Genomic DNA, 23,920 nt, shown 5'->3' with positions numbered 1-23,920 from the left:
GGCCAGAATGCGTTCACGCCATCCGGCCACCCTCATCGAAACGGAGCACATCATGACGCAAGCACATCGCGGTACCGCCCTCATCACCGGCGCGTCGTCGGGCATCGGCGCCGTCTACGCGGACCGCCTCGCGCGCCGCGGCTACGACCTGATCCTGGTCGCGCGCAACCGCGACCGGCTGAACGCCCTCGCCGACCGCATCACGAACGACACGCGGCGCAGCGTCGAGATCGTCGACGCGGACCTCAACGACCGCGCGGCGCTCGCCGCCGTCGAAGCGAAGCTGAAACAGGACGCGAGCATCACGCTGCTCGTGAACAACGCGGGCGTCGGCACGCATGCGCCGCTGCTCGACAGCGACGTCGACGCGATGACGCGGATGATCGACCTGAACGTGACCGCGCTCACGCGGCTGACCTATGCGGCCGTGCCCGGCTTCGTCGCACGCGGCCGCGGCGCGGTGATCAACATTTCGTCGATCGTCGCGATCTCGCCGGAAACGCTGAACGGCGTGTACGGCGGCAGCAAGGCGTTCGTGCTCGCGTTCAGCCAGTCGCTGCATCACGAACTCGCCGAGCAGGGCGTGCAGGTGCAGGCCGTGCTGCCCGGCGCAACGGCCACCGATTTCTGGCAGACGGGCGGCCTGCCGCTCGAGCATCTGCCGAAGGAAATCGTAATGACCGCACAGGACATGGTCGATGCCGCCCTGGTCGGGTTCGATCGAGGCGAACTCGTGACGATCCCGTCGCTGCACGCGGGCGACGAATGGGAGGCGTACGAGGCCGCGCGCCGCACGATGGCGCCGCATTTGTCGGCCGATACGCCCGCGCCGCGTTACACCGCGGCGCGCTAGTTGGCGGCGGGGCCCGCGCCGCGCGGGGCGGCGCGCACGCCGAGCATCAGCGCCACCCCGCTCGCGACCAGCAGCGCGGCGAGCAGGTACACGGCGAGATCCATGCTGCCCGTGCGCGTGCGGATCATCCCGATCACCCACGGGCTGACGATGCCGCTCGTGATCCCGATGCTGCTGATCAGCGCGATCCCGGCCGCGGCCGCGTTGCCGGACAGGTAGCGGGTCGGCACGGCCCAGAAGATCGGCAGCGCGGCGAAGATCAGCGTCGCCGCGATCGACAGGCACGCGAGCATCGCAGCGAAGCTGTGCAGATGCAGCGTCAGCGCCGCGAGTGCGAGGCCGCCGCCGATCGTGCAGCACGCGAAGTGCTTGCGGCGCTCGCCGGTGCGGTCCGAGCGGCGCGCGATCAGCACCAGCCCCACCGCGCCCACCGCATTCGGCACGACCGTGTAGAGGCTCACGGCGACGACGTCGGTCACGCCGAAGTCGCGGATCATCAGCGGCATCCAGAAGTTGAGCGTCAGCGACGCGCAGGTCAGCGAGAAATAGATGAACGCGAACAGGTACACGCGCGGGTTCGCGAGCGCGGCCATCACGCTGCGCCCGTCGTGCGCGCCGCCGGGTGCTCGGCCTTCGGCGCACAGCGCGGCGACGCGCGCCTTTTCGTCGGCCGTGAGCCACGTGGCGTCCCGCGGCCGGTCGACGAGCAACGTGAACGCGGCGAACGCGAGCAGGATCGCCGGCGCGCCTTCGATCGCGAACATCCACTGCCAGCCGTGCAGCCCGAGCACGCCGCTCATGTCGCGCATGATCCAGCCGGACAACAGCCCGCCGAGCACGCCGGCCACCGCGACGCCCGCGAAGAACACCGAGATCGCCGCCGCCCGCCGGTTCGCGGGAAACCAGTAGGTCAGGTACAGCACGATGCCGGGGAAGAAGCCGGCCTCGAACACGCCGAGCAGGAAGCGCAGCACGTAGAAATGCGACGGCTGCGACACGAACATCATCCCGGTCGACGCGAGGCCCCACAGCAGCATGATCCGCGTGAACGTGCGGCGCGCGCCGAACCGCGCGAGCAGCATGTTGCTCGGCACTTCGCAGAACACGTAGCCGACGTAGAACACCGCGGCGCCGAGGCCGTACATCGCATCGCTGAAGCCGAGGTCGTGCTTCATCTGCAACTGCGCGAAGCCGATGTTGATGCGGTCGAGAAACGACACGACGTAGCAGAGGAACAGGAACGGAACGATCCGCCACGCGATCTTGCGGAACAGCAGCGCGTCGCCGATTGCGGAGTCGGATACGGAAGCCGAAGCGCTGGCGTGCGCGAGCGTCGCTTCGGCGGGAAGCGATTGGGGCATGTCTCTCTCCAAACGGGCCGCGCGATGTCGAGCGCGCGGCAGTCTCCGAGGGCGTGCGTGCGCCCTGCTTTCTTGTGAGACCGGATACGGCCGCCGGCTCCGCGGCGCGATGCCGCCGCGAATGCCGCAACCGTCAGGGAAACGGCGGCGCGGTCATCTGAACACCGCGCCGCCGCCTTGAGCGATTCACTCCTGGAGCGCGGCCCACATCTCCTTGTCGCGCTGCGCGGTCCAGATGCGCGGATGCGTGATGCCGCTCGCTTCGTCGAACGCGCGCGACACGTCGAACGGCAGACAGTGCTCGTAGATGAACACGTGGCCGAACTTCGGGTCCATCGCCTCGCGCGTGAGCGCCATCGCCGCCTTCAGGTCGAGATTGCGCTCGACGGCCTTGCGGCCCTGCGCGAGCAGCGTCGTGACGAAATCCTTCGTGTAGTCGAGGCCCTTGTTCACTTCGGCCGGATTCAGCAGCGCGGGGCCGCGGCCCGGGACGAGTTTCTCGGCGCCGAGCGCGCGCAGCGCCTCGAGCGTGGCCGGCCACTGTTCGAGCTGCGCGTCGCCGCAATAGCACGCGGCGTCGTATTCGACGAGGTCGCCGGAGAACAGCACCTTCTGCGACGGCAGCCACACGATCGTGTCGCCCTTCGTGTGGCCCGAGCCGACGTGCATGATCTTCACTTCGAGCTTGCCGAGAAACAGCGTGATCTCGCGCTCGAACACGAGCGTCGGCCACGTCAGCCCCGGCACCGTCTCGACGCCGGCGAACAGGCGCGGGAAGCGCTCGATCTCCGACTTCATGTCGGCCTCGCCGCGCTCGACGATCATCTCGTACGTGCCGCGGCTCGCGATCACGTGCTGCGCGCCTTCGGCGAAATACGCGGACGCGCCGAGCACGCGCACCGCGTGGTAATGCGACAGCACCACGTGCTTGATCGGCTTGTCGGTCACGCTGCGGATCCTCGCGATCAGGTCCTGCGCCATCGCGGGCGTCGCGGTCGTGTCGACGATCAGCACGCTGTCGTCGCCGATGATCACGCCGGAGTTCGGATCGCCTTCGGCTGTGTACGCGTACGCGTTCTCGGACAGCTGCGTCCAGGTGACTTTCTTCTCTTCCAGATCGGCTTGGGAGGCGAATGCTTTGGCCATTGTGCGTTCCGTGGCTGCGAGCCATGTGTTGAGGGGAATGAGCGGATCATCTGCCCGCATCGAATATTTGTCAATGGCAAACACGCTTGCTATTGTCTAATACGGGTAAACCTGCGGGCTGGCGCGAGAAATGGCGTCGGATACCATGCGGGGTTTCGTCAACGGAAGAATCATCGCGTGCAGAACCACGAAGTCAGCGCGGACGATGCGCCGCCCAAGGCGCAGCGCGGCATCCAGAGTGTCGAGGTCGGCGGCCGGCTGCTCGACGCGCTCGCGCGCCGGCGCAAGCCGCTCGGGCTGTCGGAGCTCGCCGCGGCGGCCGACCTCTCCACCGCGCAGGCGCACACCTATCTCGTGAGCCTGACGCGGCTCGCGCTCGTGAAACGCGACGCGATCACCGGCAACTACGAGCCCGGCCCGCTGTCGCTGCGGCTCGGGCTGATGTCGATCGAGCGCCAGCCGGCCTATCGCGCGACGCTGCCGCATGCGGTGCGGCTCGCGGAAACGGTCGGCCTGAGCGTCGCGTTGTCGGTGCCGGGCGTGCTCGGCCCGACGATCGTGCGCATCGAGCACGGCGGCTATCCGTTACACGTGAACCTGCACGTCGGTTCGGTGATGTCGCTCGACACAACGGCAACCGGCCGCGTGTTCCGCGCGTTCGGCGACGCCGCGCAACTCGACGCGATGGCGGCCAGCCAGGCCGGCGCGGGCGATACGCTCGCCGGCGCCGAACGCGAGCCGGCCGCGCCGGACGCCGATGCACAGCACGTCGAACTCGACGCGATCCGCGCGCGCGGCATCGACCGCAGCATCGACCGGCCCAGCCCCGGCGTCAGCGGGATGTGCGTGCCTGTTTTCGATGCACACGGGCGCCTGCAACTCGCGTTGACGGTGATCGGTTCGACGGGATCGATCGATGTCGACTGGAACGGGCCGATCGCGGCGGCCTTGCGCGACGCGGCGCGTCAGGCGACCGCGTCGCTCGGCGCGGTGGATGCGGAACCGACGCCCGCGCCGGCGTTGGCCGCGGCGCGCGTGCCGCCCGCGCTCGCCGACGACGCGAAAGCGCAACGCGGGATCAATGCCCTCGACAGCACCGGCGACTTGCTGCTCGCGCTGGTCTCGGCGGGCCGCGCGCTGCCGCTGCGCGATCTCGCGACGGCGGCCGGCATGCCGGCCGCGAAGGCGTTTCCGCATCTCGTCAGCCTGCAGAAGATCGGCCTGTTGAGCCGCGACGACGCCGGCTGCTTCGACGGCGGCCCGCTCGCGCAGGCGCTCGGCCTGATCGCGATGCAGCGCGTATCGCCGACGCGCGACGCGGAAGCCGAGATCGTCGCGCTCGCCGGCGCGACCGACATGAGCGTGGCCGCCGCGACGCTCGGGCCGCTCGGGCCGACCGTGATCCGGCTCGAGGAATCGGCGCGGCCGCAGCACGTGAGCCTGCAGGTCGGCACCGTGATGTCGCTCGTCAATACGGCGATCGGCCGGCTCTTCGCGTCCGGCATGTCCGACGACGTGCTGGCCGACTTGCTCGCCAACGAGCCCGTGCGCCTCGCCGGCGCGCCCGTCGCGCCGGATGACGCGGCCTTCCGCGCGCGGCTCGCGGCGATCCGCGCGGACGAACTCGATTTCGCGTTCGACGCGCCGGTGCCCGGCATCGGGACGATCGCCGCGCCCGTGTTCGATCACACCGGCAGCATCCGGCTCGTGATCGCAATCATCGGCTCGTCGCGCGGCTTCCCGCGCGGGCCGGACAGCGAGCTGGCGCAGACGCTGCGGGCCGCGACGCGGCGGCTGTCCTGGCGCTTCGGGTGGATCGGCCGGTAATCGCACCCTTTTCCCGAACGGACGCTCGAATCCCTTCTCTCGAATCCCTTTCTTTCTCCCCGCGAGGCCGTGCCGGCACGGCCTCGTCACGCCTATCCGCACGCCGCGGCGGCCAATATTCATGTTGCGCAGCAGCAACATAAATTGTCAGGAATTCCCATATAACGAAATCGAATTTCACAAAGCGGTGACGTTTCGCTATGATTAGGGTTATCCCTAACTCGCCACCTATATGGGGCTTCGTCATGCAAACGTCTAATGTCTCCGATCGTTCCACCCAATCCACTGGCTGGCTCGCACGTGTTGGCGAGCTGCTGGCGGAAGCCTGGGCACTGCACCTCGAGAACTGCGAAGTCATCGCTGAAGCACACGCGCGCCTGCCGCGCTGAGCGGGCAGCCGGATTGCCGGCCGCCGGAGCGCCGGCCGCCTGATCCGCTTGCGCTGACGCACGCCGGCAGCGGCTGTTGCCGCGCCGGTCGTGTAGCAAGAGGCCGGGCGCAACCCGCCGAATGCGCTCACCGCGCGGCGAGCGTTTCAAGATCGTCTTGAGAAGCCGTGTTTCAGGCCGATACCGGCGCCGATTCATCCGTTATCGGCGCGGATTGCTGTAAACCGGTCGCTTCGGCGAGAAACCATTCCCCGCCGGCGCGCGATTGTGCCCGGCCATCGCGGACGGAAGATTCATCCGTTTTCGTGTATCCGCGGGCCCTTTCCCCGGCGAGCCCTTCCTGTCGGCCCTGCGCCGGTTTCCTCCGCGCAAGCGCCAAGCCGCATCGCCGCCCGCCGCGACAACGGCCTCGCCCGCAATTCCCCCGTCACACCTGAATCGAAGGCACGTCCTTCATGCATCGCAGCGCGAACATCGAGCGGCTATGCCGGATGCTCGAAATCCGGTACAGCTTTTCCCGCAGAAAGCGTTCGTAGCCGGCCGTGCCGTCCACCGCCACCTTGATCCAGTAGTCGTATTCGCCCGACACGAGATACGCCTCGAGCACCTCCGGCAGCGCCGCCAGTTCGGCGCCGAAGCGCGCCAGCGCGTCGTCCTCGTGGCGATCGAGCGTGACTTCGAGGACCACGATGTCCGCGTAGCCGAGCTTGCGCTGGTTGACCAGTGCGACATAGCCGTCGATGTAGCCGTCGAGTTCGAGTTGCCGCGTGCGGTTCCAGCAGGCGGTGGTCGACATGCCGATCTGTTCGGCGAGTTCTGCATTCGACAGGCGCGCATTTTTCTGCAATGCACCCAGGATCTTGCGGTCCTGATTGTCGAGCGTTTTCGGCGTGCGTTCGCGGGTAGCCATGACGAGAAGAATCTTCTACTGAAAAACCCGATTCTATCTGAACGCCATTCCGGTTTCAGCGCCGTTTTGCTGGAAAACAGGAAGCCTTTTAACCGGGCCGCTTGATACATTTTCTCCATGCCTGCTGCCCGGCACGCTCCCCGCGATCACCCGTCGCAGCGGGACGCACGGCCGCAATCACGAGTTGCGGCGCCGGCCGGCAGGCATGCGATCCCCCGCCGCCCGCACGCCTATCCGACCGCGTGCGGGGCCGGTGCCTGCTTCCCCGTTCCTTGCCAGTCCGTATGTCGTTCAAGCTTTATCTGTCGTTCCTCGCCGCTTCCGTCGTCCTCATCTATGCGCCCGGCCCGGTCAACCTGCTCACGATGAACCAGGCGTTGCGCACCGGCTGGCGCCGCGCGCTGCCGTGCGTCTGGGGCGGCACGCTCGCCGTGCTGCTGCAACTCGCGCTGACCGCGCTGTGCCTGAATTCGCTGGTCCACCTCGACGAACATGCGCTGACCGTGCTGCGCTGGGCCGGCGCCGCATATCTCGTCTGGCTCGGCGGCAAGCAATGGCTGAGCCGCACGCCGGCCGGCGCAGCCGCGGCACCGGCCGACACCGGCGCCGCAACGGCAAGCGCCGCGCCGGACACCGACAGCGGGCGCGCGCTGTTCTGGCGTGGCGTCGCGACTTCCGGGCTGAACCCGAAGACGCTGCTGTTCTTTCCGTCGTTCTTTCCGCAGTTCATCAGCCCGAACGCCGACTGGAGCCTGAACCTTCAATACCTGCTGCTCGCCGCGACGTTCGCGCTGCTGTTCGCGGGCGGCGTCGCGTCGATGGCGCTGTTCTCGCACCGGCTGAGCCGCGCGTTGCAGCGGCCGGCGCGGATGCGCGCGATGAACCGCGTAACGGGCGGGCTGCTCGTCGGGATGGGCGCGATCATGGTCGGCTGGAACTGAGAACCGCCGACGCGTTCGTTTCCACGCGACCGCGACACCCCGCACCGGCGGCGACGCCGCCAGTACAATCGCGCGATGTCCGAATTGCTCACTTACGGCGGCCTGTTCGCCGTGTCGATGGTCGCCGCGACCCTGTTTCCGCTCCAGTCCGAAGCCGTGCTCGCCGGCCTGCTGCTCGCCGGGCGCGAACCCGTGTGGGCGCTGGTGCTGGTCGCGAGCATCGGCAATGTCGCCGGCTCGGCGATCAACTGGGCGCTCGGGCGCGGCATCGAGCACGTCCGCGAGCGCCGCTGGTTTCCGGTCAAGCCGTCCGCGCTCGCGCGCGCCGAGCGCTGGTACGCGCGCTACGGCCGCTGGTCGCTGCTGCTGAGCTGGGCGCCGGTGATCGGCGATCCGCTGACGATGATCGCCGGCGTGCTGCGCGAGCCGCTGCCGACCTTTCTCGTCATCGTGACGATCGCGAAGGTCGGCCGCTATCTGGCCGTCGCGTGGGTCGTCACGCACTGATCTCCGCCTCCCCTCGCCCGCCTGCGGGCCCGTGATCTGCGACGCCCGCTAAAGATTTCGCGAAAGTTGCCGTATTAACGGGTCCACGAGCGGTGACGCGTGCGTTCCGCCTCCTCTCACTCCTACTCAGGATGTCTCATGAGAATGACCCAATCGGGCCGAGTGAGCGTCGGCGCGCGTCTGGCCGCGCTGGCGTGCGCGCTCGTCGCCCTGCTGTTTACCGTGTTCGCGTGGACGCTCGCCCATTTCGCCGGCCAGCAGCTCGCCGACGAAGCGCATCAGCGGATCGACGACAAGGAGCAGTCGATCCGCGCGATGGTCGACCTGTTCGACAAGGCACTGAGCGCCGAAGCCAGCCGCTCGATGTCGTTGTTCGCGAGCTTCCTGCCGGCCGATTTCTCGCTCGACCCGGCCCGCACCGTCGATATCGGCGGCGTCGCCGCGCCGACGCTGCTCGCGGGTGGCCAGCCGCTCGACCTCGACTACTCGATTCCCGACCAGTTCCTGAAGAAAAGCGGCGCGATCGCGACGATCTTCGCGCGCGACGGCGACGATTTCGTGCGCATCACGACGTCGCTGAAGAAGCAGGACGGCGCGCGCGCCGTCGGCACGAAGCTCGACCGCGCCGGCCCCGCATATGCGCCGCTCGTCGCCGGGCGCAGCTACACGGGCCTCGCGAAGCTGTTCGGCCGGCCGTACATCACGCAGTACAAGCCGGTGACCGATGCGAGCGGCCGCGTGATCGGCGCGCTGTTCGTCGGTCTCGACATCGGCGCCGAACTCAAGCTCGTCGAAGACGGCATCCGCGCGCTGAAGATCGGCGACAACGGCTACTACTTCGTGCTCGACGCATCGCAGGGGCCGTCGCGCGGCACCTTCGTCGTGCATCCCGACGCGGCGGGCCAACGGGCCGACGACACGCGCGCGCCCTACGCGCAGATGCTCGCGGCGGCCCAAGGCCGGCTCGCGTACACGTCGACCGACCCGGCCGCGCACGACGCCGGGCCGACCGCGAAATTCGTGTCCTTCACGACGATTCCGCAGTGGCAATGGCTCGTCGGCGGCATCGCGCTCGACGACGAACTGCTCGCCACGATGCGCGCCACCCGCAACCGCTTCCTGATGATCGGCGCCGCGCTCGTCGCCGCGTTCGCGATGCTGTTCGTCATCGTCGTGCGACGCGTCGTGAGCCGGCCGCTGGAAGCCGCCGCCCGCGCGTCCGAGCGCTATGCGGCGGGCGATCTCAGCGTGCGCATCCGCGACGGCGCGGCCGCGCACGGCAGCGCGGGCAACGACGAGATCGGCCGGCTCGTGCAGGCGGTCGACGGGATCGGCGACGGCCTCGCGCGAATCGTCGCGCAGGTGCGCAACGGCGCGGCCGACATCGCGCACGGCACGGTCGGCATCGCGGCGGGCAGCAGCGACATCGCCGCGCGAATCGCGACGCAGGCGAGCAGCGTCGAGCAGACGGCCGCGAGCATGGAGCAGATCACCGCCGCCGTGCAGCAGAGCGCCGAGCATGCGGCGCAAGCCAACGCGCTGGTCGCGGACGCATCGGCCGCCGCGACGAACGGCGACGCCGCGGTGCAGCGCGTGGTCGCGACGATGGACGACATCGGCCGCGCGACGCGCCGGATCGCGGAGATCACCGGCGCGATCGAAGGCATCGCGTTCCAGACCAACATCCTCGCGCTGAACGCGGCCGTCGAGGCCGCCCGCGCGGGCGAGCACGGCAAGGGCTTCGCGGTGGTCGCGGCCGAGGTGCGCGCGCTCGCGCAGCGCAGCGCGGCCGCGGTCAAGGAGATCGACGCGCTGAGCGCCGAATCGTCGACGACCGTCGAACAGGGTTACCGGATCGCGGACGCCGCGCGCGGCACGATGCGCGACATCGTCGCGCGGGTCGACCAGGTGCGCACGCTGATCGGCGAGATCAGCGCCGCGTCGCGCGAGCAATCGACCGGCATCGAGCAGGTGAACCTGGCCGTCACGCAGATCGGCGAAGCGACGCAGCAGAATGCGACGCTGATTTCGGATGCCGAGCGCGCGGCCGTCGCGCTGCGCGAGCAGGCCGCGCAACTGTCGGACGCCGTCAGCGTGTTCCGGCTCGAACGCGGCGCGTGACCGACGCCCGATGATCGGCCACGGCCGGGTGCGCTGCCTACTTCTTGTCGCCCGCCAGGTCGATCGCCGTGTTCGAGCCGACCGCGTGACGCAACTGGAACTTCTGGATCTTGCCGGTCGAGGTCTTCGGCAGCTCGCCGAAGCGCACGGCCTTCGGCACCTTGAAGCCCGCGAGCAGTTGCCGGCAGTGCGCGACGATTTCCGCCTCGGTCGCGCTCGCGCCTTCGCGCAGCTCGACGAACGCGCACGGCACCTCGCCCCATTTCGGGTCGGGCATCGCGACGACGGCCGCCACGGCCACGGCCGGATGCCGGTACAGCGCGTCCTCGACCTCGATGCTCGAGATGTTCTCTCCGCCCGAGATGATGATGTCCTTCTTGCGATCCTTGATCCGGATATAGCCGTCCGGCATCAGCACCGCGAGATCGCCGGTATGGAACCAGCCGCCGTGGAACGCCTCGTCGGTCGCCTTCGGGTTCTTCAGGTAGCCCTTCATGCAGATGTTGCCGCGGAACATGATCTCGCCGAGCGTCTCGCCGTCGGGCGGCACCGGCGTCATCGTGTCGGGGTCGAGCACCGTCGCGCCCGCTTCGAGGTGGTAGCGCACGCCCTGGCGCGCATTGAGCCGTGCGCGTTCCTCGTCGGGCAGCGCATCCCAGTGCGCCTGCTTCGCGCAGACGGTCGCCGGGCCGTAGACCTCGGTCAGCCCGTACACGTGCAGCAGGTCGAAGCCGATCTCCTTCATCTTGGCGATCACGGCCGGCGCGGGCGCCGCGCCCGCGACCATCGCGTGCACCGTGTGGTCGATGCCTTCGCGCAACTCGGCCGGCGCGTTCGCGATCGCGCTCTGCACGATCGGCGCGCCGCAGTAATGCGTGACGCGCTCGCGGCGGATCAGGTCGAACACGGTCTTCGCGTCGAACTTGCGCAGGCACACGTTCACGCCCGCGCGCGCGGCGACGGCCCACGGGAAACACCAGCCGTTGCAGTGGAACATCGGCAGCGTCCACAGATACACCGCGTGCTTCGGCATGTCCCATTCGAGGATGTTGCTGATCGCCGCGAGATACGCGCCGCGATGGTGGTAGACGACGCCCTTCGGGTCGCCCGTCGTGCCGGACGTGTAGTTCAGCGCGATCGCGTCCCATTCGTCGGCGGGCGGCGTCCATGCATGGTCGGGGTCGCCGCCGGCCACGAACGCCTCGTAGTCGGTCGCGCCCGCGAAACGGTCGGGGTCGGCCGGCATCGCGTCGGCCACGCTGACGATCTTCAGGCCCGGCACCTCGAGCGCCGCGCGATGCGCGAGCTCCGCATATTCGGTGTCGACGATCAGCACCTTCGCCTCGCCGTGACGCAGCATGAACAGCACCGACGATACGTCGAGCCGCGTGTTGATCGTGTTCAGCACGGCGCCGGCCATCGGCACGCCGAAGTGCGCCTCGACCATCGCCGGGATGTTCGGCAGCAGCGCCGCGACCGTGTCGCCGCGCCCGACGCCGGCCTGCGCGAGCGCGCTCGCCAGTTGCTTCGCGCGCGTGCAGGTTTCGCCCCACGTGCGCCGCACGTCGCCGTGCACGATCGCGAGGCGCTCGCCGTAGACTTCGGCCGCGCGGATCAGGAAATCGATCGGCGTGAGCGGTACGTAGTTGGCGTCGCGGCGGCCGAGCCCGGCCTCGAACATCTGCGTCATGATCCTGTCTCCCGTGTTCTGTCGACCGGGGCGCATGCACCCCGGATCGTTTTGATGTGGTTCAATTGCCGACAGCCTAACGGGCGATATTGTGAGCCGTCTGTCATCGAAACGACAGAGTGCCGCGCGAGCGCTGCGCGTTATCCCTATCCTCGCAAACCCGCATCCATGCACGACCACCTCGACGCGGCCGCCGACCCGGCCGACACGCTTCCCGAACCGGGCCCGTTGCCGCCGCTGGCGACGCTGTTCGGCCAGTGCGCGTGGTTCCGCACGCTGGCGCCCGAACACCAGGCGCTCGTGCTCGCCCAGTCGCACGTCGCGCAGTGCGACGCCGGCGACGTGATCGCGCACCGGCTCGCGCCGTCCGAATACTGGATCGGCGTCCATCGGGGGCTGCTGAAGCTCGCGATCTTCAACGTATCGGGGCGCGGCTGCACGTTCTCCGGCGTGCCGTCGGGCGGCTGGTTCGGCGAAGGCAGCGTGATCAAGCGCGAGCTACGCAAATACGAGGTCGTCGCGATCCAGCGCTCGACCGTGCTGTTCGTGCCGGTCGACACGTTCCATGCGCTGCTCGACACGAGCCTGCCGTTCACGCGCTTCGTGATTCATCAGTTGAACAACCGGATGGGCGAATTCATCGCGTCGATCCAGAACAGCCGGCTGCTCGACGTCGACGCTCGTGTCGCGCAGGCGCTCGCGCAGCTCTTCAACCCCGCGCTGTATCCGGATACCGGCCCGTCGCTGTCGATCTCGCAGGAGGAACTGGGGATGCTCGTCGGCGTGTCGCGCCAGCGGATCAACCAGGCGCTGCAGCAGCTCGAGAAGCTCGGCGCGCTGCGGCTCGCGTACAACCAGATCGGGGTCGTCGATCTCGATGCGCTCGCGCGTTTCGGCATGGAGCAGATCTGAACGCGGTTCGGTCGACCACGAGCCGTCCGTCGCTTCCAAGACGGGTTGGCGCCCGATGACGGTCGTCCGTGCAAAAACTGCCCGGCCTAGAGTAAATCGAGTTACACCGGCCTCCGGCCGGGCCGCCCCGCGAATTTATCCGAAGAATAGTCTCAATAATGCCGTCGGCGCGCCGTTAATTTAAGATAATTATTCGTCGAGGATCGACGCGCAATACCCGGCTTTCCGATGCCGGTTCGCTTTTCGTCGCAAGCAGCGCGAGCCGTCGCTGTTACTCGACATAACCAGAACGAAGATCGCGTGTCATCAATGAAAATAAAGTTCTTTTATTCGACCGACTTCGACATCGAGTCGCTGGAAGGTTTTCATCTTCTTCAAGACCACGTCGGAACGCACTATCGCGCGCCCTGGGACGACTTCGATTACATCGTCACGTTTCAGGTACATCGATCTCACAATCGCCAGCGGCAGTCTTTCGGGGAAATCAAGGTTCTGGTCAATGGCTACCAGGATACGTCGAAATATTTCATCGAACATGGAACACCCGACGGGAAAAGCATCGATATTACCGACCTGCTCAAACCCGACAAGGTCGTTTCGCTCGCGAGCGACATCGACTACTACCAGCGCCTGCGCAAAGCCCTCTCCGACGACGCGCTGACCTATCTCGACGGCATTTGCGACGCCAGCTACAACTACGTCCAATTTCCGCAATACAGCACATGGCCCGGATTTTCCGGTTCGCTGTTCCGGGACGGCACGGCCGCACGGGCCATCCTGAAAAAGGGCAAGCAGATTGCGCTCGGCCGCTATATTCCGGAAAAGAAATTCGACATCACGGTCGACGACCTGCCGCAAACCTTCGACCCCGTCACCTTCAATTTCGACAATGAGCGAGCGCTCGGGCGCACCAATATCAACCTGGTCATCGGGAAAAACGGTGTCGGCAAGACAACCATCCTTCGCCGCATCGTCGACCACATCGCGGGGCTTGCCGCCAATGGCCAGAGCTGGCCGTACTTTCACAAAGTGATCGTGGCGGCTCATTCTCCGTTCGAGGATTTCGACACCAAGAATGCGCTGATCGACCGCCTGCGCGAACACTACGCGTTGCCGGACACCGTCGCGCCGTCGCAGAAGGATCGTCATGAGCGACAGCAGTTGTACGTGAACGAGTATTCCTATATCGGGTTCAAGAACGACGATAACGCGTTCTCTCTGTCCTGGCCGAAAGAGCACAGCGCGAAGTCGCTGGTGAAGATCATGGAGTACGACAACGACAACCTGTGGTGGACCGAGGACAGCCGGTTCGACCGATTGTTCGACACGCTCAGGCTGTCGATCGATTTCGATTGCCTGTCGTTGTCGACCTGTGACGGCGGCAAGCTCGAATTCCGGAAAGAGGAATCCGCGTCGAGGAAAACGATTCGCGAGCGTAAAACCAGCATCGATTTCGAGAAAGGGATCACGTTCAACAAGGACGGCCGTGCGTTGAGCCTCAGTTCGGGCCAACGCGTTTACTCGTATCTGCTGCCCTGCCTGGTCGCGGAAATCGATGAGGAAAGCCTATTGATCATCGACGAACCGGAGTTGTATCTGCATCCGACGATGGAAATCGGCCTCATCAACATGGTCAAGTATCTGCTGACCAAAACGACGTCGAACGCGATCATCGCGACCCATTCGTCGGTCATGGCGCGCGAAGTGGAACGCGACGGCATCACCCTGTTGCGACATGTCGACGGGCGGACCCAATCGTCGCGCCCCGGATTCGAAACGTTCGGCGCACCGATCGACCTGATCATCGGAGAAGCCTTCGACGACTATCGCATCAAGAAACCCTACGAGGAAACGCTGGATCGCGTCGTCACCTCGTACGGCTCGGTCGAGCACGCCATCCTGGCCATCGGTCAGCAGATCGGCGATGATGCGCTGGCCTACATCACCGCGAAATTCGAGGACGACTCGAAGGTGACCTTCGAGGAACCCGAATGAAATACCTGAACGACATGCTGGTTCGCGACGACGACTGGCTCCAGCTTGCCGTAGCCTCGTCGAAGGACGATGTGGAGGACCTCGCCGCGGAGGCATGCGGGCTCGTCACCCGGTATGGGCACTACGACGCGTGCATCGCCAGCCACGCCGATGCGCCGGACCCGAGCCGGTTCGCGCGGGTCCGCGCGCTGCTCGTCGATTTTTATGAAAATCCGCCGTCCGCCCTGAATGCCGAGCTCAAGGCCAGGCGGAACGATCACGGTCTCGCCGAGTGCCCTTCCTGCGGCTCGCCTTTCATACCCGATACGCTCGATCATTTCATGCCGAAGGAGGATTGGCCGGAATTCTCGATCTACCCCAACAATCTGATTCCGCAATGTCGAGGCTGCGCACCGATCAAGGGCAGGCGCTACTACTGCGCGACGCGCAAGACCGCAATGTTCCTTCATCCGATGTACAGCGACCTGCTGTCGAATATCGGGTTCAGGATCAACGTGACGCTCTCGGATCACGGTCCCGACTTCGCCATTGGCTTCGTCAAGCTCGCGGCAATCGACTCCGCCCTGGAGACACGGCTCTCGACACACTTCGAGGAACTCAAGATTCGCAGCCGGATTGCCTGTTTCTGCCATCGCGAGTACGTCAGATGGAAGAACAAGATCGCGGCCAAGAAATTCGACGTCAAACTGGCGTTTCAATTACGCGTCGGCGAACAGCCGGACGACGCGCCCACAACCGGGCGGGACTGGCGAACCGCGTTTTTCAAAGGGATGTTGCGCAACCCCGCGATCATCAGCCATCTGGAAAGTTTGGCTCCGCGCAAGCCGGCCCCGCAAATCGTCGAGTTTGGCGAACTGAACTGCTGACAGCTGCCGTCGACATCGAGCATCGCCCCAATAGGCGCGGGCGGCGACGGCCGCTATATTGATACCGGCTTCGTAGCGGATCCGCCGGGCAGGCGGCCGTCGACAGCCGCCACGCCCCAACCTGACAATTCCGCCAGTTTCGCGACAGTAACCCGTTGCGGGCCGACGCCTATCATTCGGGTTCCCTTCACCGCCGCCCGATCACCGCCTGTCCCGCCGCCTCCATGTGGATCGTCAATCTCGCGCTCAGGCGCCCCTACACGTTCATCGTCATGGCCATCATGATCGTGCTGGCCACCCCGCTGGCGCTGATGCGCACACCGGTCGACGTGCTGCCCGCGATCAACATCCCCGTGATCAGCGTGATCTGGAATTACAACGGCTTCTCCGCGACGGAGATGACGAACCGCATCACGTCCGTGCATGAACGGATCCTGACGACGACCGTCAACAATATCCAGCACGTCGAATCGACGTCGTTGCCCGGCATCGCGGTCGTCAAGGTGTTCCTGCAACCGGGCGCGAACGTGCAGACAGCGATCGCGCAGACGGTGTCGTCCGCGCAGGCGATCGTGCGGCAGATGCCGCAGGGCGCGACGCCGCCGCTCGTGATCACCTATTCCGCGTCGAGCATCCCGGTGATCCAGCTCGGGCTGTCGAGCAAGACGCTCAGCGAGCAGTCGCTCGCCGACATCGCGCTCAACTTCCTGCGCCCGCAGCTGATCACCGTGCCCGGCGTGCAGATTCCGTTCCCGTACGGCGGCCGCACGCGCGTGGTCGCGATCGACCTCGACCCGCAGGCGCTGCAGGCGAAGGGCCTCACGCCGGCCGACATCGTCAACGCGGTCAACGCGCAGAACCTCGTGCTGCCGACCGGCACCGCGAAGATGGGCCAGACCGAATACCGGATCGACACGAACGCGTCGGCCGATACGGTCGCCGACATCGGCAACCTGCCGGTCCAGACGATCAACGGCGCGACGACCTACCTGCGCGAGGTCGCGGCGGTGCGCGACGGCTTCGCGCCGCAGACCAACGTCGTGCGCCAGAACGGCCAGCGCGGCGTGCTGATCTCGATCCTGAAAAGCGGCGACGCGTCGACGCTCAAGGTCGTGTCCGACCTGAAGGCGCTGCTGCCGAAGGTGATCCCGACGCTGCCCGAGGGGCTCACGATCACGCCGCTGTTCGACCAGTCGGTGTTCGTCAACGCAGCCGTCCAGGGCGTGATCCACGAGGCGCTGATCGCCGCCGTGCTGACCGCGATGATGATCCTGCTGTTCCTCGGCAACTGGCGCAGCACGCTGATCATTGCAATCTCGATCCCGCTGTCGATCTTCACGTCGCTGATCGCGCTGTCCGCGCTCGGCGAGACCATCAACATCATGACGCTCGGCGGGCTCGCGCTCGCGGTCGGCATTCTCGTCGACGATGCAACCGTCACGATCGAGAACATCGAGCGGCATCTCCATCTCGGTACGAACCTGCACGAAGCGATTCTCGAAGGCGCGGGCGAGATCGCGGTACCGGCGCTCGTGTCGACGCTGTGCATCTGCATCGTGTTCGTGCCGATGTTCTTCCTGACCGGCGTCGCGCGCTTCCTGTTCGTGCCGCTCGCGGAAGCCGTGGTATTCGCGATGCTCGCGTCGTACGTGCTGTCGCGCACGCTGGTGCCGACGCTCGCGATGCTGCTGTTCCGCCCGCAGCAGGCGAGCACCGGCCCCGGCCCTTCGACGTCGCGCTTCGCGCGCATCCATCACGCGTTCAACCATGCGTTCGAACGGCTGCGCGCGTGGTACATCGTGCTGCTGAGCATCCTGCTCGTGCGCCGCCGTTTCTACGCGCTGTGCTTCCTCGGCTTCTGCGTGCTGTCGACGGGCCTCGTGTTCGTGCTCGGCCGCGACTTCTTCCCGAACGCCGATTCCGGCAACCTCCGGCTGCACGTGCGCGCGCCGACCGGCTACCGGATCGAGGAAACCGCGCGGCTCGCCGACCAGGTCGAACGCGTGATCCGCGAAACCGTGCCGCCCGACGAGCTCGGCGCGATCGTCGACAACCTCGGCCTGCCGGTCAGCGGCATCAACCTGTCGTACAGCAACGCCGGCACGATCGGCACGCTCGACGGCGAGCTGCTGATCGCGCTGAAGCCCGGCCACCGCGCGACCGGGCACTACGTGCAGACACTGCGCACGCTGCTGCCGCAGCGCTTCCCGGGCGTCGAGTTCTTCTTCCAGCCGTCGGACATCATCACGCAGATCCTCAACTTCGGGCAGCCGGCCGCGATCGACGTGCAGGTGCTCGGCAACGATCTCGCGAGTAACATGACCATTGCGAGCGGCCTGATGAAAAAGATCAGGCAAATCCCCGGCGCCGTCGACGTGCATGTACTGCAACGCAACGACGAACCGACCCTGCTGGCCGACATGGACCGTACGCGCATGCAGCAGCTCAATCTCTCCGCGCAGAACGTCGCGCAGAACATGCTGATCTCGCTGTCGGGGAGCTCGCAGACGACGCCGTCGTTCTGGATCAACCCGCGCACCGGCGTCCAGTACCCGCTGCAGATCCAGACCCCGCAATACAATCTGTCGTCGGTCGACGATCTGCTCGGCACGCCGATCTCCGCCAGCGGCCGCACGGGCACGCCGCTGCAACTGCTCGGCAACCTGGTGCAGGTGCGCAGTACCGCGAACCCCGCCGTGATCACGCACTACAACATCCGCCCGGCGATCGACGTATACGTGAGCGTCGAGGGCCGCGATCTCGGCGCGGTCGCGGGCGAGATCGACCGCATCGTGGCCGACGCGCGCGCGACGCTGCCGCGCGGCACCGCCCTCGCGATGCGCGGCCAGATCGAGACGATGCGCACGTCGTATCTCGGCCTCGGCGCGGGCGTCGCGATGGCGATCGTGCTCGTCTACCTGCTGATCGTCGTCAATTTCCAGTCGTGGCTCGACCCGCTGATCATCATCAGCGCGATGCCGGCCGCGCTCGCCGGCATCGCGTGGATGCTGTTCGTCACCGGCACGCACCTGAGCGTGCCCGCGCTGACGGGCGCGATCATGACGGTCGGCGTCGCGACCGCGAACAGCATTCTTGTCGTATCGTTCGCGCGGCAACGGCTCGCGGCCGGCGCGCCGCCGCTCACGGCCGCGCTGGAGGCCGGCGCGACGCGGATCCGGCCGGTGCTGATGACGGCGCTCGCGATGATCATCGGGATGGTGCCGATGGCGCTCGGTCTCGGCGAAGGCGCCGAGCAGAACGCGCCGCTCGGCCGCGCGGTGATCGGCGGGCTGCTGTTCGCGACCGTTTCGACGTTGCTGTTCGTGCCGCTCGTGTTCGGCGGCGTGCATGCGCGGCTGGCCCGGCGGCGCGCGCGCCAGGCCGGACACTGATTTTCGCCCCACTACCCGGTTGAATTGGTTGAATTCATGGAAGAGAAACATCACAGCGCCGTCGGCATCCAGGTGGACGAACACGGCATGCACCTGCCGGCGCGCGCGTCGGTGTCGCGACGCGGACGGATCGTCCTGATCGTGATCTGCGTGCTGCTGGTGGCGGGCGCCGCGCGCACCATCGTCGTCAACGTGCTGAACCGGCATCACCTCGACGCGGTCGCCGAGCAGAACACGCGCCAATATGTGAGCGTCGTGCATCCGGTCGACGCGGCCAGCGGCGGCAAGCTGACGTTGCCCGGCACGCTGCGCGGCTTCGTCGAGTCGCCGATCCATGCACGCGCCAGCGGCTACGTGCTGCGCTGGCAGGCCGACATCGGCGCGCACGTGAAGCAGGGGCAAACGCTCGCCGAACTCGACACGCCCGAGCTGAACCAGGAACTCGCGCAGGCCACCGCGCAACGCCAGCAGGCGCAAGCGGCGCTCGCGCTCGCGAAGACGTCGTTCGATCGCGCGCAGCAGTTGCGCCAGCGCGATGCCGTGTCGCAGCAGGAACTCGACGACCGGCAAGGCGCGTTCAGCCAGGGCGCCGCGACCCTCGCCGCGGCCGATGCGAACATGCGCCGCCTCACCGAGTTGAAAGGCTTCCAGCGGATCGTCGCGCCGATCGACGGGATCGTCACGCAGCGCAACGTCGACGTCGGCGATCTCGTCAATTCCGGCAACGCGGGCCGCGCGCTGTTCACGGTCGTGCAGGCCGACCGGCTGCGCCTGTACGTGCAGGTGCCGCAGGCGTATGCGCAGCAGGTGAAGGTCGGCCAGCACGTGAGCGTCGCGCAGGCCGAGCTGCCGGGCCGGACCTTCGACGGCACGATCACGCGCACGTCGCAGGCAATCGACGTCGCGACGCGCTCGCTGCAGATCGAGATCACGTTGCCGAACCCGGACGGGCGGCTGCTGCCCGGCGCGTACGTGCAGGCGACGCTGCCGATGACGCCGGTCGGCCGCCTGCAGGTGCCGGCCAATACGCTGCTGTTCCGCGCCGAAGGCCCGACGGTCGCGGCCGTCGATGCGAACGGCCAGGTTCATCTGAAACAGGTGACGGTCGTGCGCACGATCGGCCAGACGCTCGAAGTCGACGGGCCGATCACGCCGAACGACCGCCTCGTCGCGAACCCGGGCGACGCGCTCGCGACTGGCGACCGGGTCGTCGTGCAGGCGCCGGCGGCGCAGCCGGCCTCCGGCGCCGCGGGAGCGAAGTCGTGAGTGCGATACGCACCCGCGTGCGGCCCGCGGCGCTCGCCGCCGCCGTCGCCCTCGCCGGCTGCACGGTCGGCCCGGACTACCAACGCCCGGCCGTCGACACGCCGGCCGCGTGGCGGCTCGACCCGGCCGACGCATACTGGCACCCGGCCGCGCCGGCCCGCGCGCCGCTCGATCCGGCCTGGTGGACCGCGTTCGGCGACACGCAGCTCGACGCGCTGGAAGGCGACGCGCTGCGCAACAACCAGAACCTGAAGGCGGTGGCCGCGCGCTACGATCAGGCGAAGGCGACGCTCGCGTCGGTCGCGTCCGCGCAGTATCCGGCCGTCGGGCTGAACGCGAGCGGCCAGCGCTTCAAGATCTCCGCCGACCGGCCGCAGACCAACTACGCGACGAAGAGCATGTCGACCGTGCAGAACGAGATCCAGGTCGGCGCGGCGGTCAGCTACGAACTCGACCTGTTCGGCCGCGTGCGGCGCAACGTTGAATCGGCACAGGCGAACAGCGAGCAGGCGCGCGACGATTTCGCGAACGCGCGCCTCGTGCTGAGCGCCGATCTCGCGTCGAGCTATTTCACGCTGCGCGAGCTCGACACCGAGATCGACGTCGTCAAGCGCTCGATCGCGTTGCAGCAGAAAGCGCTCGATTACGTGAGCGCGCGCCACGACCTCGGCGCGGTGTCGGGCCTCGACCTGCTGCAGCAGCGCGCGCAGCTCGACGCGACGCGCACGCAGGTGCAGTTGCTGATCCAGCAGCGCGCGCAGGTCGAAACCGCGATCGCGACGCTGGTCGGCACGCCGGCCCCCGAATTCTCGCTGCCGGCGCGCGTGGTGCCGATCAACGCGCCCGCGCTGCCGACCGGCATGCCGAGCGACCTGCTGCAGCGGCGCCCCGACGTCGCGTCGGCCGAGCGCGCGATGGCCGCCGCGAACGCGCAGATCGGCGTCGCGCGCGCCGCGTATTTCCCGCGCATCACGCTGTCGCCCGACATCGGCTGGGATGCGACGCGCTTCGCGGGCCTGTTCACCGTGCCGGCGCTGCTGTGGTCGGTCGGCGGATCGCTCAGCCAGCCGCTGTTCGAAGGCGGCAAGCTGAAGGCCGGCGTCGATTTCGCGCAGGCCGGCTACGTCGCCGCGCAGGCCAGCTACCGGCAGACCGTGCTCACCGCGTTCCAGGAGGTGCAGAATGCGGTAACCGGCCTGTCGGTGCTGGCGCAGGCGGCGCAGCAGGCATCGGCCGCCGTCGACGACGCGCGCAAGCTCGTGTCGCTCGCGCAGGATCGCTACGCGGGCGGCCTGACGCCGTTCATCGACGTGCTGACGGCCCAGCAGCAATTGCTGACGAGCGAGCGCCAGGCCGTGCAGATCCAGGGCCAGCGCGCGGCGCTCGTCGTGTTTCTCGCGAAGGCGCTCGGCGGCGGCTGGGACGGCGATGCGGTGAACGGCGCCCCGCCGTCCGACGTCGCGTCGGCGGCCCCGCGGCGCGGCGCGGGCGTCGGCCCTTGACCTGCCCTTAACCGGTTACGCGGACAACGAACCTATGAAAGTGCTGATCGTCGAAGACGAACCGAAAGTCGTCGAATACCTGAAGAGCGGCCTGACCGAGGAAGGCTGGGTCGTCGATACCGCGCTCGACGGCGAGGACGGCGCGTGGAAAGCCGTCGAATTCGACTACGACGTGGTCGTGCTCGACGTGATGCTGCCGAAGCTCGACGGCTTCGGCGTGCTGCGTGCGCTGCGCGCGCAGAAGCAGACGCCCGTGATCATGCTGACCGCGCGCGATCGCGTCGACGACCGCGTGCGAGGCTTGCGCGGCGGCGCCGACGACTACCTGACCAAGCCGTTCTCGTTCCTCGAGCTGATCGAACGGCTGCGCGCGCTGACGCGCCGCGCGCGCGTGCAGGAATCGACGCTGATCTCGATCGGCGACCTGCGCGTGGATCTGATCGGCCGCCGCGCGACCCGCGACGGCGCGCGGCTCGACCTGACCGCGCAGGAATTCCAGTTGCTCGGCGTGCTCGCGCGGCGCAGCGGCGAGGTGCTGTCGAAGACGACGATCGCCGAACTCGTGTGGGACGTGAACTTCGACAGCAACGCGAACGTCGTCGAGACGGCGATCAAGCGCCTGCGCGCGAAACTCGACGGTCCGTTCGCGGAGAAGCTGCTGCACACGATCCGCGGGATGGGCTACGTGCTCGAGGCGCGCGAGGACGGCGACACGGAGCGGCGCGCATGAAACGCTCGATCATCCTGCGGCTCTCGGCGATGTTCGGCATCGTGTCGCTGCTGGTGTTCACGCTGGTCGGCTGCGGGCTGTTCGTGATGATGGAACGGCAACTGTTCGCCGAATTGCGCGCGACGCTCGACACGCGCGCCAAAGTCGCCGCGATGATCGTGTCGCACGCGACCACGGCCGCGCGCGGCCGCCTGATGCAGGAAAAGCTCGCCGATCTCGAACCGCCCGACGGCTCGACGCACTACCAGGTAATCAGCGACAACCCCGCGTTCCGCTTCGGCAGCCCGGTCAACGGCGTGCCGCTCGATCCGCCGTTCGGCGCGTTCCAGCGCTACCAGCTCAACGACAGCAGCTACGCGGTGATGACGAAAACCGTCACGCTGGCCGGCGCCGGCGAACGGCCGACGCTGCAGCTCGTCGTCGCGACGTCGTGCGAGCGTACGCAGCGGATGCTGCGCCGCTTCGGCTGGACGCTGGCCGCGCTGATCGCGACGGCCACCGTGATCACGCTGCTGCTGAGTCGCGCGGTCGCGCGCTTCGGGCTCGCGCCGCTCGACCGGCTGTCGCAGGACGCGGCGAGCGTGAGCGCGACGAACCGCCGCCAGCGCCTGCACACCGACGCGCTGCCGACCGAGCTGCGCGATCTCGCGACGTCGTTCAACGGCGCGCTCGAACGCATCCAGCAAACCTACGCGCGGCTCGAAGCGTTCAACGCGGACGTCGCGCACGAGCTGCGCACGCCGATCAGCATCCTGATCGGCCAGACCCAGGTCGCGCTGACGAGCCGCGACCGCTCGGTCGACCGGATGCGCCAGACGCTGCAGTCGAACCTCGAGGAATTCGAGCGGCTGCGCGTGATCATCAACGACATGCTGTTCCTGTCGCGCAGCGATCGCGGCGAACGCGCGACCGACCTGAAGGACGTGTCGCTGGCCGACGAGGTGCGGCGCATGCTCGACTTCCTCGAAATCCCGCTCGACGAGGCGCGGTTGCGCGCCGAACTGCACGGCGATGCGCGCGCGGCCGTCGATCCGTCGCTGTTCCGCCGCGCGATGACGAACCTGCTGATCAACGCGATCCAGCATTCGGCGCCCGGCGCGACGCTGAACGTGACGATCACGCACCGCGGCACGCTCGTCGAGATGGCCGTGTCGAACCCGGGCGAGCCGATCGACCCGGTGCAGCGCTCGCACGTGTTCGAACGTTTCTACCGGCTCGAGGAAGCGCGCGCGAACAGCAAGGAAAACCACGGGCTCGGGCTGTCGATCGTCAAGGCCGTGGCGGAGATGCACGGCGGCGGCGTGTTCGTCGCGTGCTCGGGCGGCGTCAATACGTTCGGCTTCTCGGTGTCGACGCAGCCCGGCTCGGGCGGGCCGCTGCGTCCGGGCGACGCCGCCGGCCCGCCCGATTCCACCGATTCCACCGATTCGGCGAATCCGGCCGATCTCCACGGCGCTCGCCCGGCGCACGCGCCGGGCGCACTGCACTGACGGCGGCCGCGCGCCGCCGAGG

At 67.6% G+C, this 23,920-nt stretch carries 18 protein-coding genes; 14 read left to right on the top strand and 4 right to left on the bottom strand.

What is annotated here, in order from left to right; translation table 11 throughout:
* The first annotated feature begins 52 nt into the window (after positions 1 to 52).
* On the top strand, positions 53 to 853 hold the full coding sequence (locus tag KPB06_RS27985; protein ID WP_059574673.1) for an SDR family NAD(P)-dependent oxidoreductase: 801 nt from the start codon (positions 53 to 55) through the stop codon (positions 851 to 853).
* On the opposite strand, the gene KPB06_RS27980 is transcribed toward KPB06_RS27985, so the two are convergent.
* Positions 850 to 2,214: an MFS transporter gene (locus tag KPB06_RS27980; RefSeq protein WP_059574488.1), complete on the bottom strand. Its 1,365-nt coding sequence runs from the start codon at positions 2,212 to 2,214 to the stop codon at positions 850 to 852. The two genes, KPB06_RS27985 and KPB06_RS27980, sit on opposite strands and share 4 nt — an antisense overlap.
* Before the next feature lie 186 nt (positions 2,215 to 2,400).
* The gene (locus KPB06_RS27975; protein ID WP_059574490.1) at positions 2,401 to 3,360 is read right to left on the bottom strand and encodes an MBL fold metallo-hydrolase; all 960 of its coding nucleotides are present in this window, start codon (positions 3,358 to 3,360) and stop codon (positions 2,401 to 2,403) included.
* 177 nt (positions 3,361 to 3,537) lie between these two features.
* Here KPB06_RS27975 and KPB06_RS27970 point away from each other — a divergent pair, with 177 nt between their 5' ends.
* Together KPB06_RS27970 and KPB06_RS27965 are read left to right on the top strand one after the other, a co-directional pair.
* On the top strand, positions 3,538 to 5,187 hold the full coding sequence (locus KPB06_RS27970) for an IclR family transcriptional regulator (RefSeq protein WP_059574492.1): 1,650 nt from the start codon (positions 3,538 to 3,540) through the stop codon (positions 5,185 to 5,187).
* Between the two features lie 245 nt (positions 5,188 to 5,432).
* On the top strand, positions 5,433 to 5,576 hold the full coding sequence (locus KPB06_RS27965) for a hypothetical protein (RefSeq protein WP_226134863.1): 144 nt from the start codon (positions 5,433 to 5,435) through the stop codon (positions 5,574 to 5,576).
* 427 nt (positions 5,577 to 6,003) lie between these two features.
* Here KPB06_RS27965 and KPB06_RS27960 read toward each other — a convergent pair whose 3' ends face one another.
* Positions 6,004 to 6,486: an Lrp/AsnC family transcriptional regulator gene (locus KPB06_RS27960; RefSeq protein WP_059574495.1), complete on the bottom strand. Its 483-nt coding sequence runs from the start codon at positions 6,484 to 6,486 to the stop codon at positions 6,004 to 6,006.
* A gap of 284 nt (positions 6,487 to 6,770) precedes the next feature.
* Between KPB06_RS27960 and KPB06_RS27955 the strand changes: the two genes are divergently transcribed.
* From KPB06_RS27955 to KPB06_RS27945, 3 genes are all read left to right on the top strand, one after another.
* A complete protein-coding gene (locus tag KPB06_RS27955; protein WP_060967537.1) occupies positions 6,771 to 7,427 on the top strand; it encodes a LysE family translocator in 657 nt (218 codons plus the stop codon).
* 75 nt (positions 7,428 to 7,502) lie between these two features.
* Complete coding sequence (locus KPB06_RS27950; RefSeq protein WP_059574499.1) at positions 7,503 to 7,934, top strand: YqaA family protein; 432 nt, start codon at positions 7,503 to 7,505, stop codon at positions 7,932 to 7,934.
* Between the two features lie 138 nt (positions 7,935 to 8,072).
* Positions 8,073 to 10,055, top strand: coding sequence for a methyl-accepting chemotaxis protein (locus tag KPB06_RS27945; RefSeq protein WP_226231483.1), 1,983 nt, complete (start codon positions 8,073 to 8,075; stop codon positions 10,053 to 10,055).
* Positions 10,056 to 10,092: 37 nt separating this feature from the next.
* Here the strand turns inward: KPB06_RS27945 and KPB06_RS27940 are convergent, their stop codons facing one another.
* Positions 10,093 to 11,745 carry an acyl-CoA synthetase gene (locus KPB06_RS27940; protein ID WP_275905862.1) on the bottom strand — a complete coding sequence of 551 codons (1,653 nt, stop codon included), beginning with the start codon at positions 11,743 to 11,745 and terminating at the stop codon, positions 10,093 to 10,095.
* A 168-nt stretch (positions 11,746 to 11,913) separates the two neighbouring features.
* Between KPB06_RS27940 and KPB06_RS27935 the strand changes: the two genes are divergently transcribed.
* From KPB06_RS27935 to KPB06_RS27900, 8 genes are all read left to right on the top strand, one after another.
* Positions 11,914 to 12,657: a Crp/Fnr family transcriptional regulator gene (locus KPB06_RS27935; protein WP_275905863.1), complete on the top strand. Its 744-nt coding sequence runs from the start codon at positions 11,914 to 11,916 to the stop codon at positions 12,655 to 12,657.
* 309 nt (positions 12,658 to 12,966) lie between these two features.
* Positions 12,967 to 14,652, top strand: coding sequence for an AAA family ATPase (locus KPB06_RS27930; RefSeq protein WP_275906027.1), 1,686 nt, complete (start codon positions 12,967 to 12,969; stop codon positions 14,650 to 14,652).
* Positions 14,649 to 15,518 (top strand): HNH endonuclease, encoded by an 870-nt coding sequence (locus tag KPB06_RS27925; protein ID WP_124859092.1) that lies wholly within the window; start codon positions 14,649 to 14,651, stop codon positions 15,516 to 15,518. The genes KPB06_RS27930 and KPB06_RS27925 overlap by 4 nt, the downstream gene beginning before the upstream one ends.
* A gap of 224 nt (positions 15,519 to 15,742) precedes the next feature.
* A complete protein-coding gene (locus KPB06_RS27920; protein WP_275920562.1) occupies positions 15,743 to 18,910 on the top strand; it encodes an efflux RND transporter permease subunit in 3,168 nt (1,055 codons plus the stop codon).
* Between the two features lie 36 nt (positions 18,911 to 18,946).
* Complete coding sequence (locus KPB06_RS27915) at positions 18,947 to 20,176, top strand: efflux RND transporter periplasmic adaptor subunit (protein ID WP_275920561.1); 1,230 nt, start codon at positions 18,947 to 18,949, stop codon at positions 20,174 to 20,176.
* A 5-nt stretch (positions 20,177 to 20,181) separates the two neighbouring features.
* The gene (locus tag KPB06_RS27910) at positions 20,182 to 21,678 is read left to right on the top strand and encodes an efflux transporter outer membrane subunit (RefSeq protein WP_420831957.1); all 1,497 of its coding nucleotides are present in this window, start codon (positions 20,182 to 20,184) and stop codon (positions 21,676 to 21,678) included.
* 34 nt (positions 21,679 to 21,712) lie between these two features.
* On the top strand, positions 21,713 to 22,408 hold the full coding sequence (locus tag KPB06_RS27905; RefSeq protein ID WP_011547791.1) for a heavy metal response regulator transcription factor: 696 nt from the start codon (positions 21,713 to 21,715) through the stop codon (positions 22,406 to 22,408).
* Positions 22,405 to 23,898: a heavy metal sensor histidine kinase gene (locus tag KPB06_RS27900; protein WP_275905867.1), complete on the top strand. Its 1,494-nt coding sequence runs from the start codon at positions 22,405 to 22,407 to the stop codon at positions 23,896 to 23,898. Before KPB06_RS27905 ends, KPB06_RS27900 begins: the two co-directional genes overlap by 4 nt.
* Positions 23,899 to 23,920 lie beyond the last annotated feature (22 nt).

It is taken from the genome of Burkholderia semiarida, assembly GCF_029268935.1.
GTDB classification, from domain to species: domain Bacteria; phylum Pseudomonadota; class Gammaproteobacteria; order Burkholderiales; family Burkholderiaceae; genus Burkholderia; species Burkholderia semiarida.
This window is presented reverse-complemented; position numbering and strand designations above follow the sequence as displayed.

Excerpts from the sequence above, each read along its gene's own strand:
- KPB06_RS27985 (WP_059574673.1), top strand. The coding sequence starts at position 53 with ATGACGCAAGCACATCGCGGTACCGCCCTCATCACCGGCGCGTCGTCG.
- KPB06_RS27980 (WP_059574488.1), bottom strand. The coding sequence starts at position 2,214 with ATGCCCCAATCGCTTCCCGCCGAAGCGACGCTCGCGCACGCCAGCGCT.
- KPB06_RS27975 (WP_059574490.1), bottom strand. The coding sequence starts at position 3,360 with ATGGCCAAAGCATTCGCCTCCCAAGCCGATCTGGAAGAGAAGAAAGTC.
- KPB06_RS27965 (WP_226134863.1), top strand. The coding sequence starts at position 5,433 with ATGCAAACGTCTAATGTCTCCGATCGTTCCACCCAATCCACTGGCTGG.
- KPB06_RS27960 (WP_059574495.1), bottom strand. The coding sequence starts at position 6,486 with ATGGCTACCCGCGAACGCACGCCGAAAACGCTCGACAATCAGGACCGC.
- KPB06_RS27955 (WP_060967537.1), top strand. The coding sequence starts at position 6,771 with ATGTCGTTCAAGCTTTATCTGTCGTTCCTCGCCGCTTCCGTCGTCCTC.
- KPB06_RS27950 (WP_059574499.1), top strand. The coding sequence starts at position 7,503 with ATGTCCGAATTGCTCACTTACGGCGGCCTGTTCGCCGTGTCGATGGTC.
- KPB06_RS27945 (WP_226231483.1), top strand. The coding sequence starts at position 8,073 with ATGAGAATGACCCAATCGGGCCGAGTGAGCGTCGGCGCGCGTCTGGCC.
- KPB06_RS27940 (WP_275905862.1), bottom strand. The coding sequence starts at position 11,745 with ATGACGCAGATGTTCGAGGCCGGGCTCGGCCGCCGCGACGCCAACTAC.
- KPB06_RS27935 (WP_275905863.1), top strand. The coding sequence starts at position 11,914 with ATGCACGACCACCTCGACGCGGCCGCCGACCCGGCCGACACGCTTCCC.
- KPB06_RS27930 (WP_275906027.1), top strand. The coding sequence starts at position 12,967 with ATGAAAATAAAGTTCTTTTATTCGACCGACTTCGACATCGAGTCGCTG.
- KPB06_RS27925 (WP_124859092.1), top strand. The coding sequence starts at position 14,649 with ATGAAATACCTGAACGACATGCTGGTTCGCGACGACGACTGGCTCCAG.
- KPB06_RS27920 (WP_275920562.1), top strand. The coding sequence starts at position 15,743 with ATGTGGATCGTCAATCTCGCGCTCAGGCGCCCCTACACGTTCATCGTC.
- KPB06_RS27915 (WP_275920561.1), top strand. The coding sequence starts at position 18,947 with ATGGAAGAGAAACATCACAGCGCCGTCGGCATCCAGGTGGACGAACAC.
- KPB06_RS27905 (WP_011547791.1), top strand. The coding sequence starts at position 21,713 with ATGAAAGTGCTGATCGTCGAAGACGAACCGAAAGTCGTCGAATACCTG.
- KPB06_RS27900 (WP_275905867.1), top strand. The coding sequence starts at position 22,405 with ATGAAACGCTCGATCATCCTGCGGCTCTCGGCGATGTTCGGCATCGTG.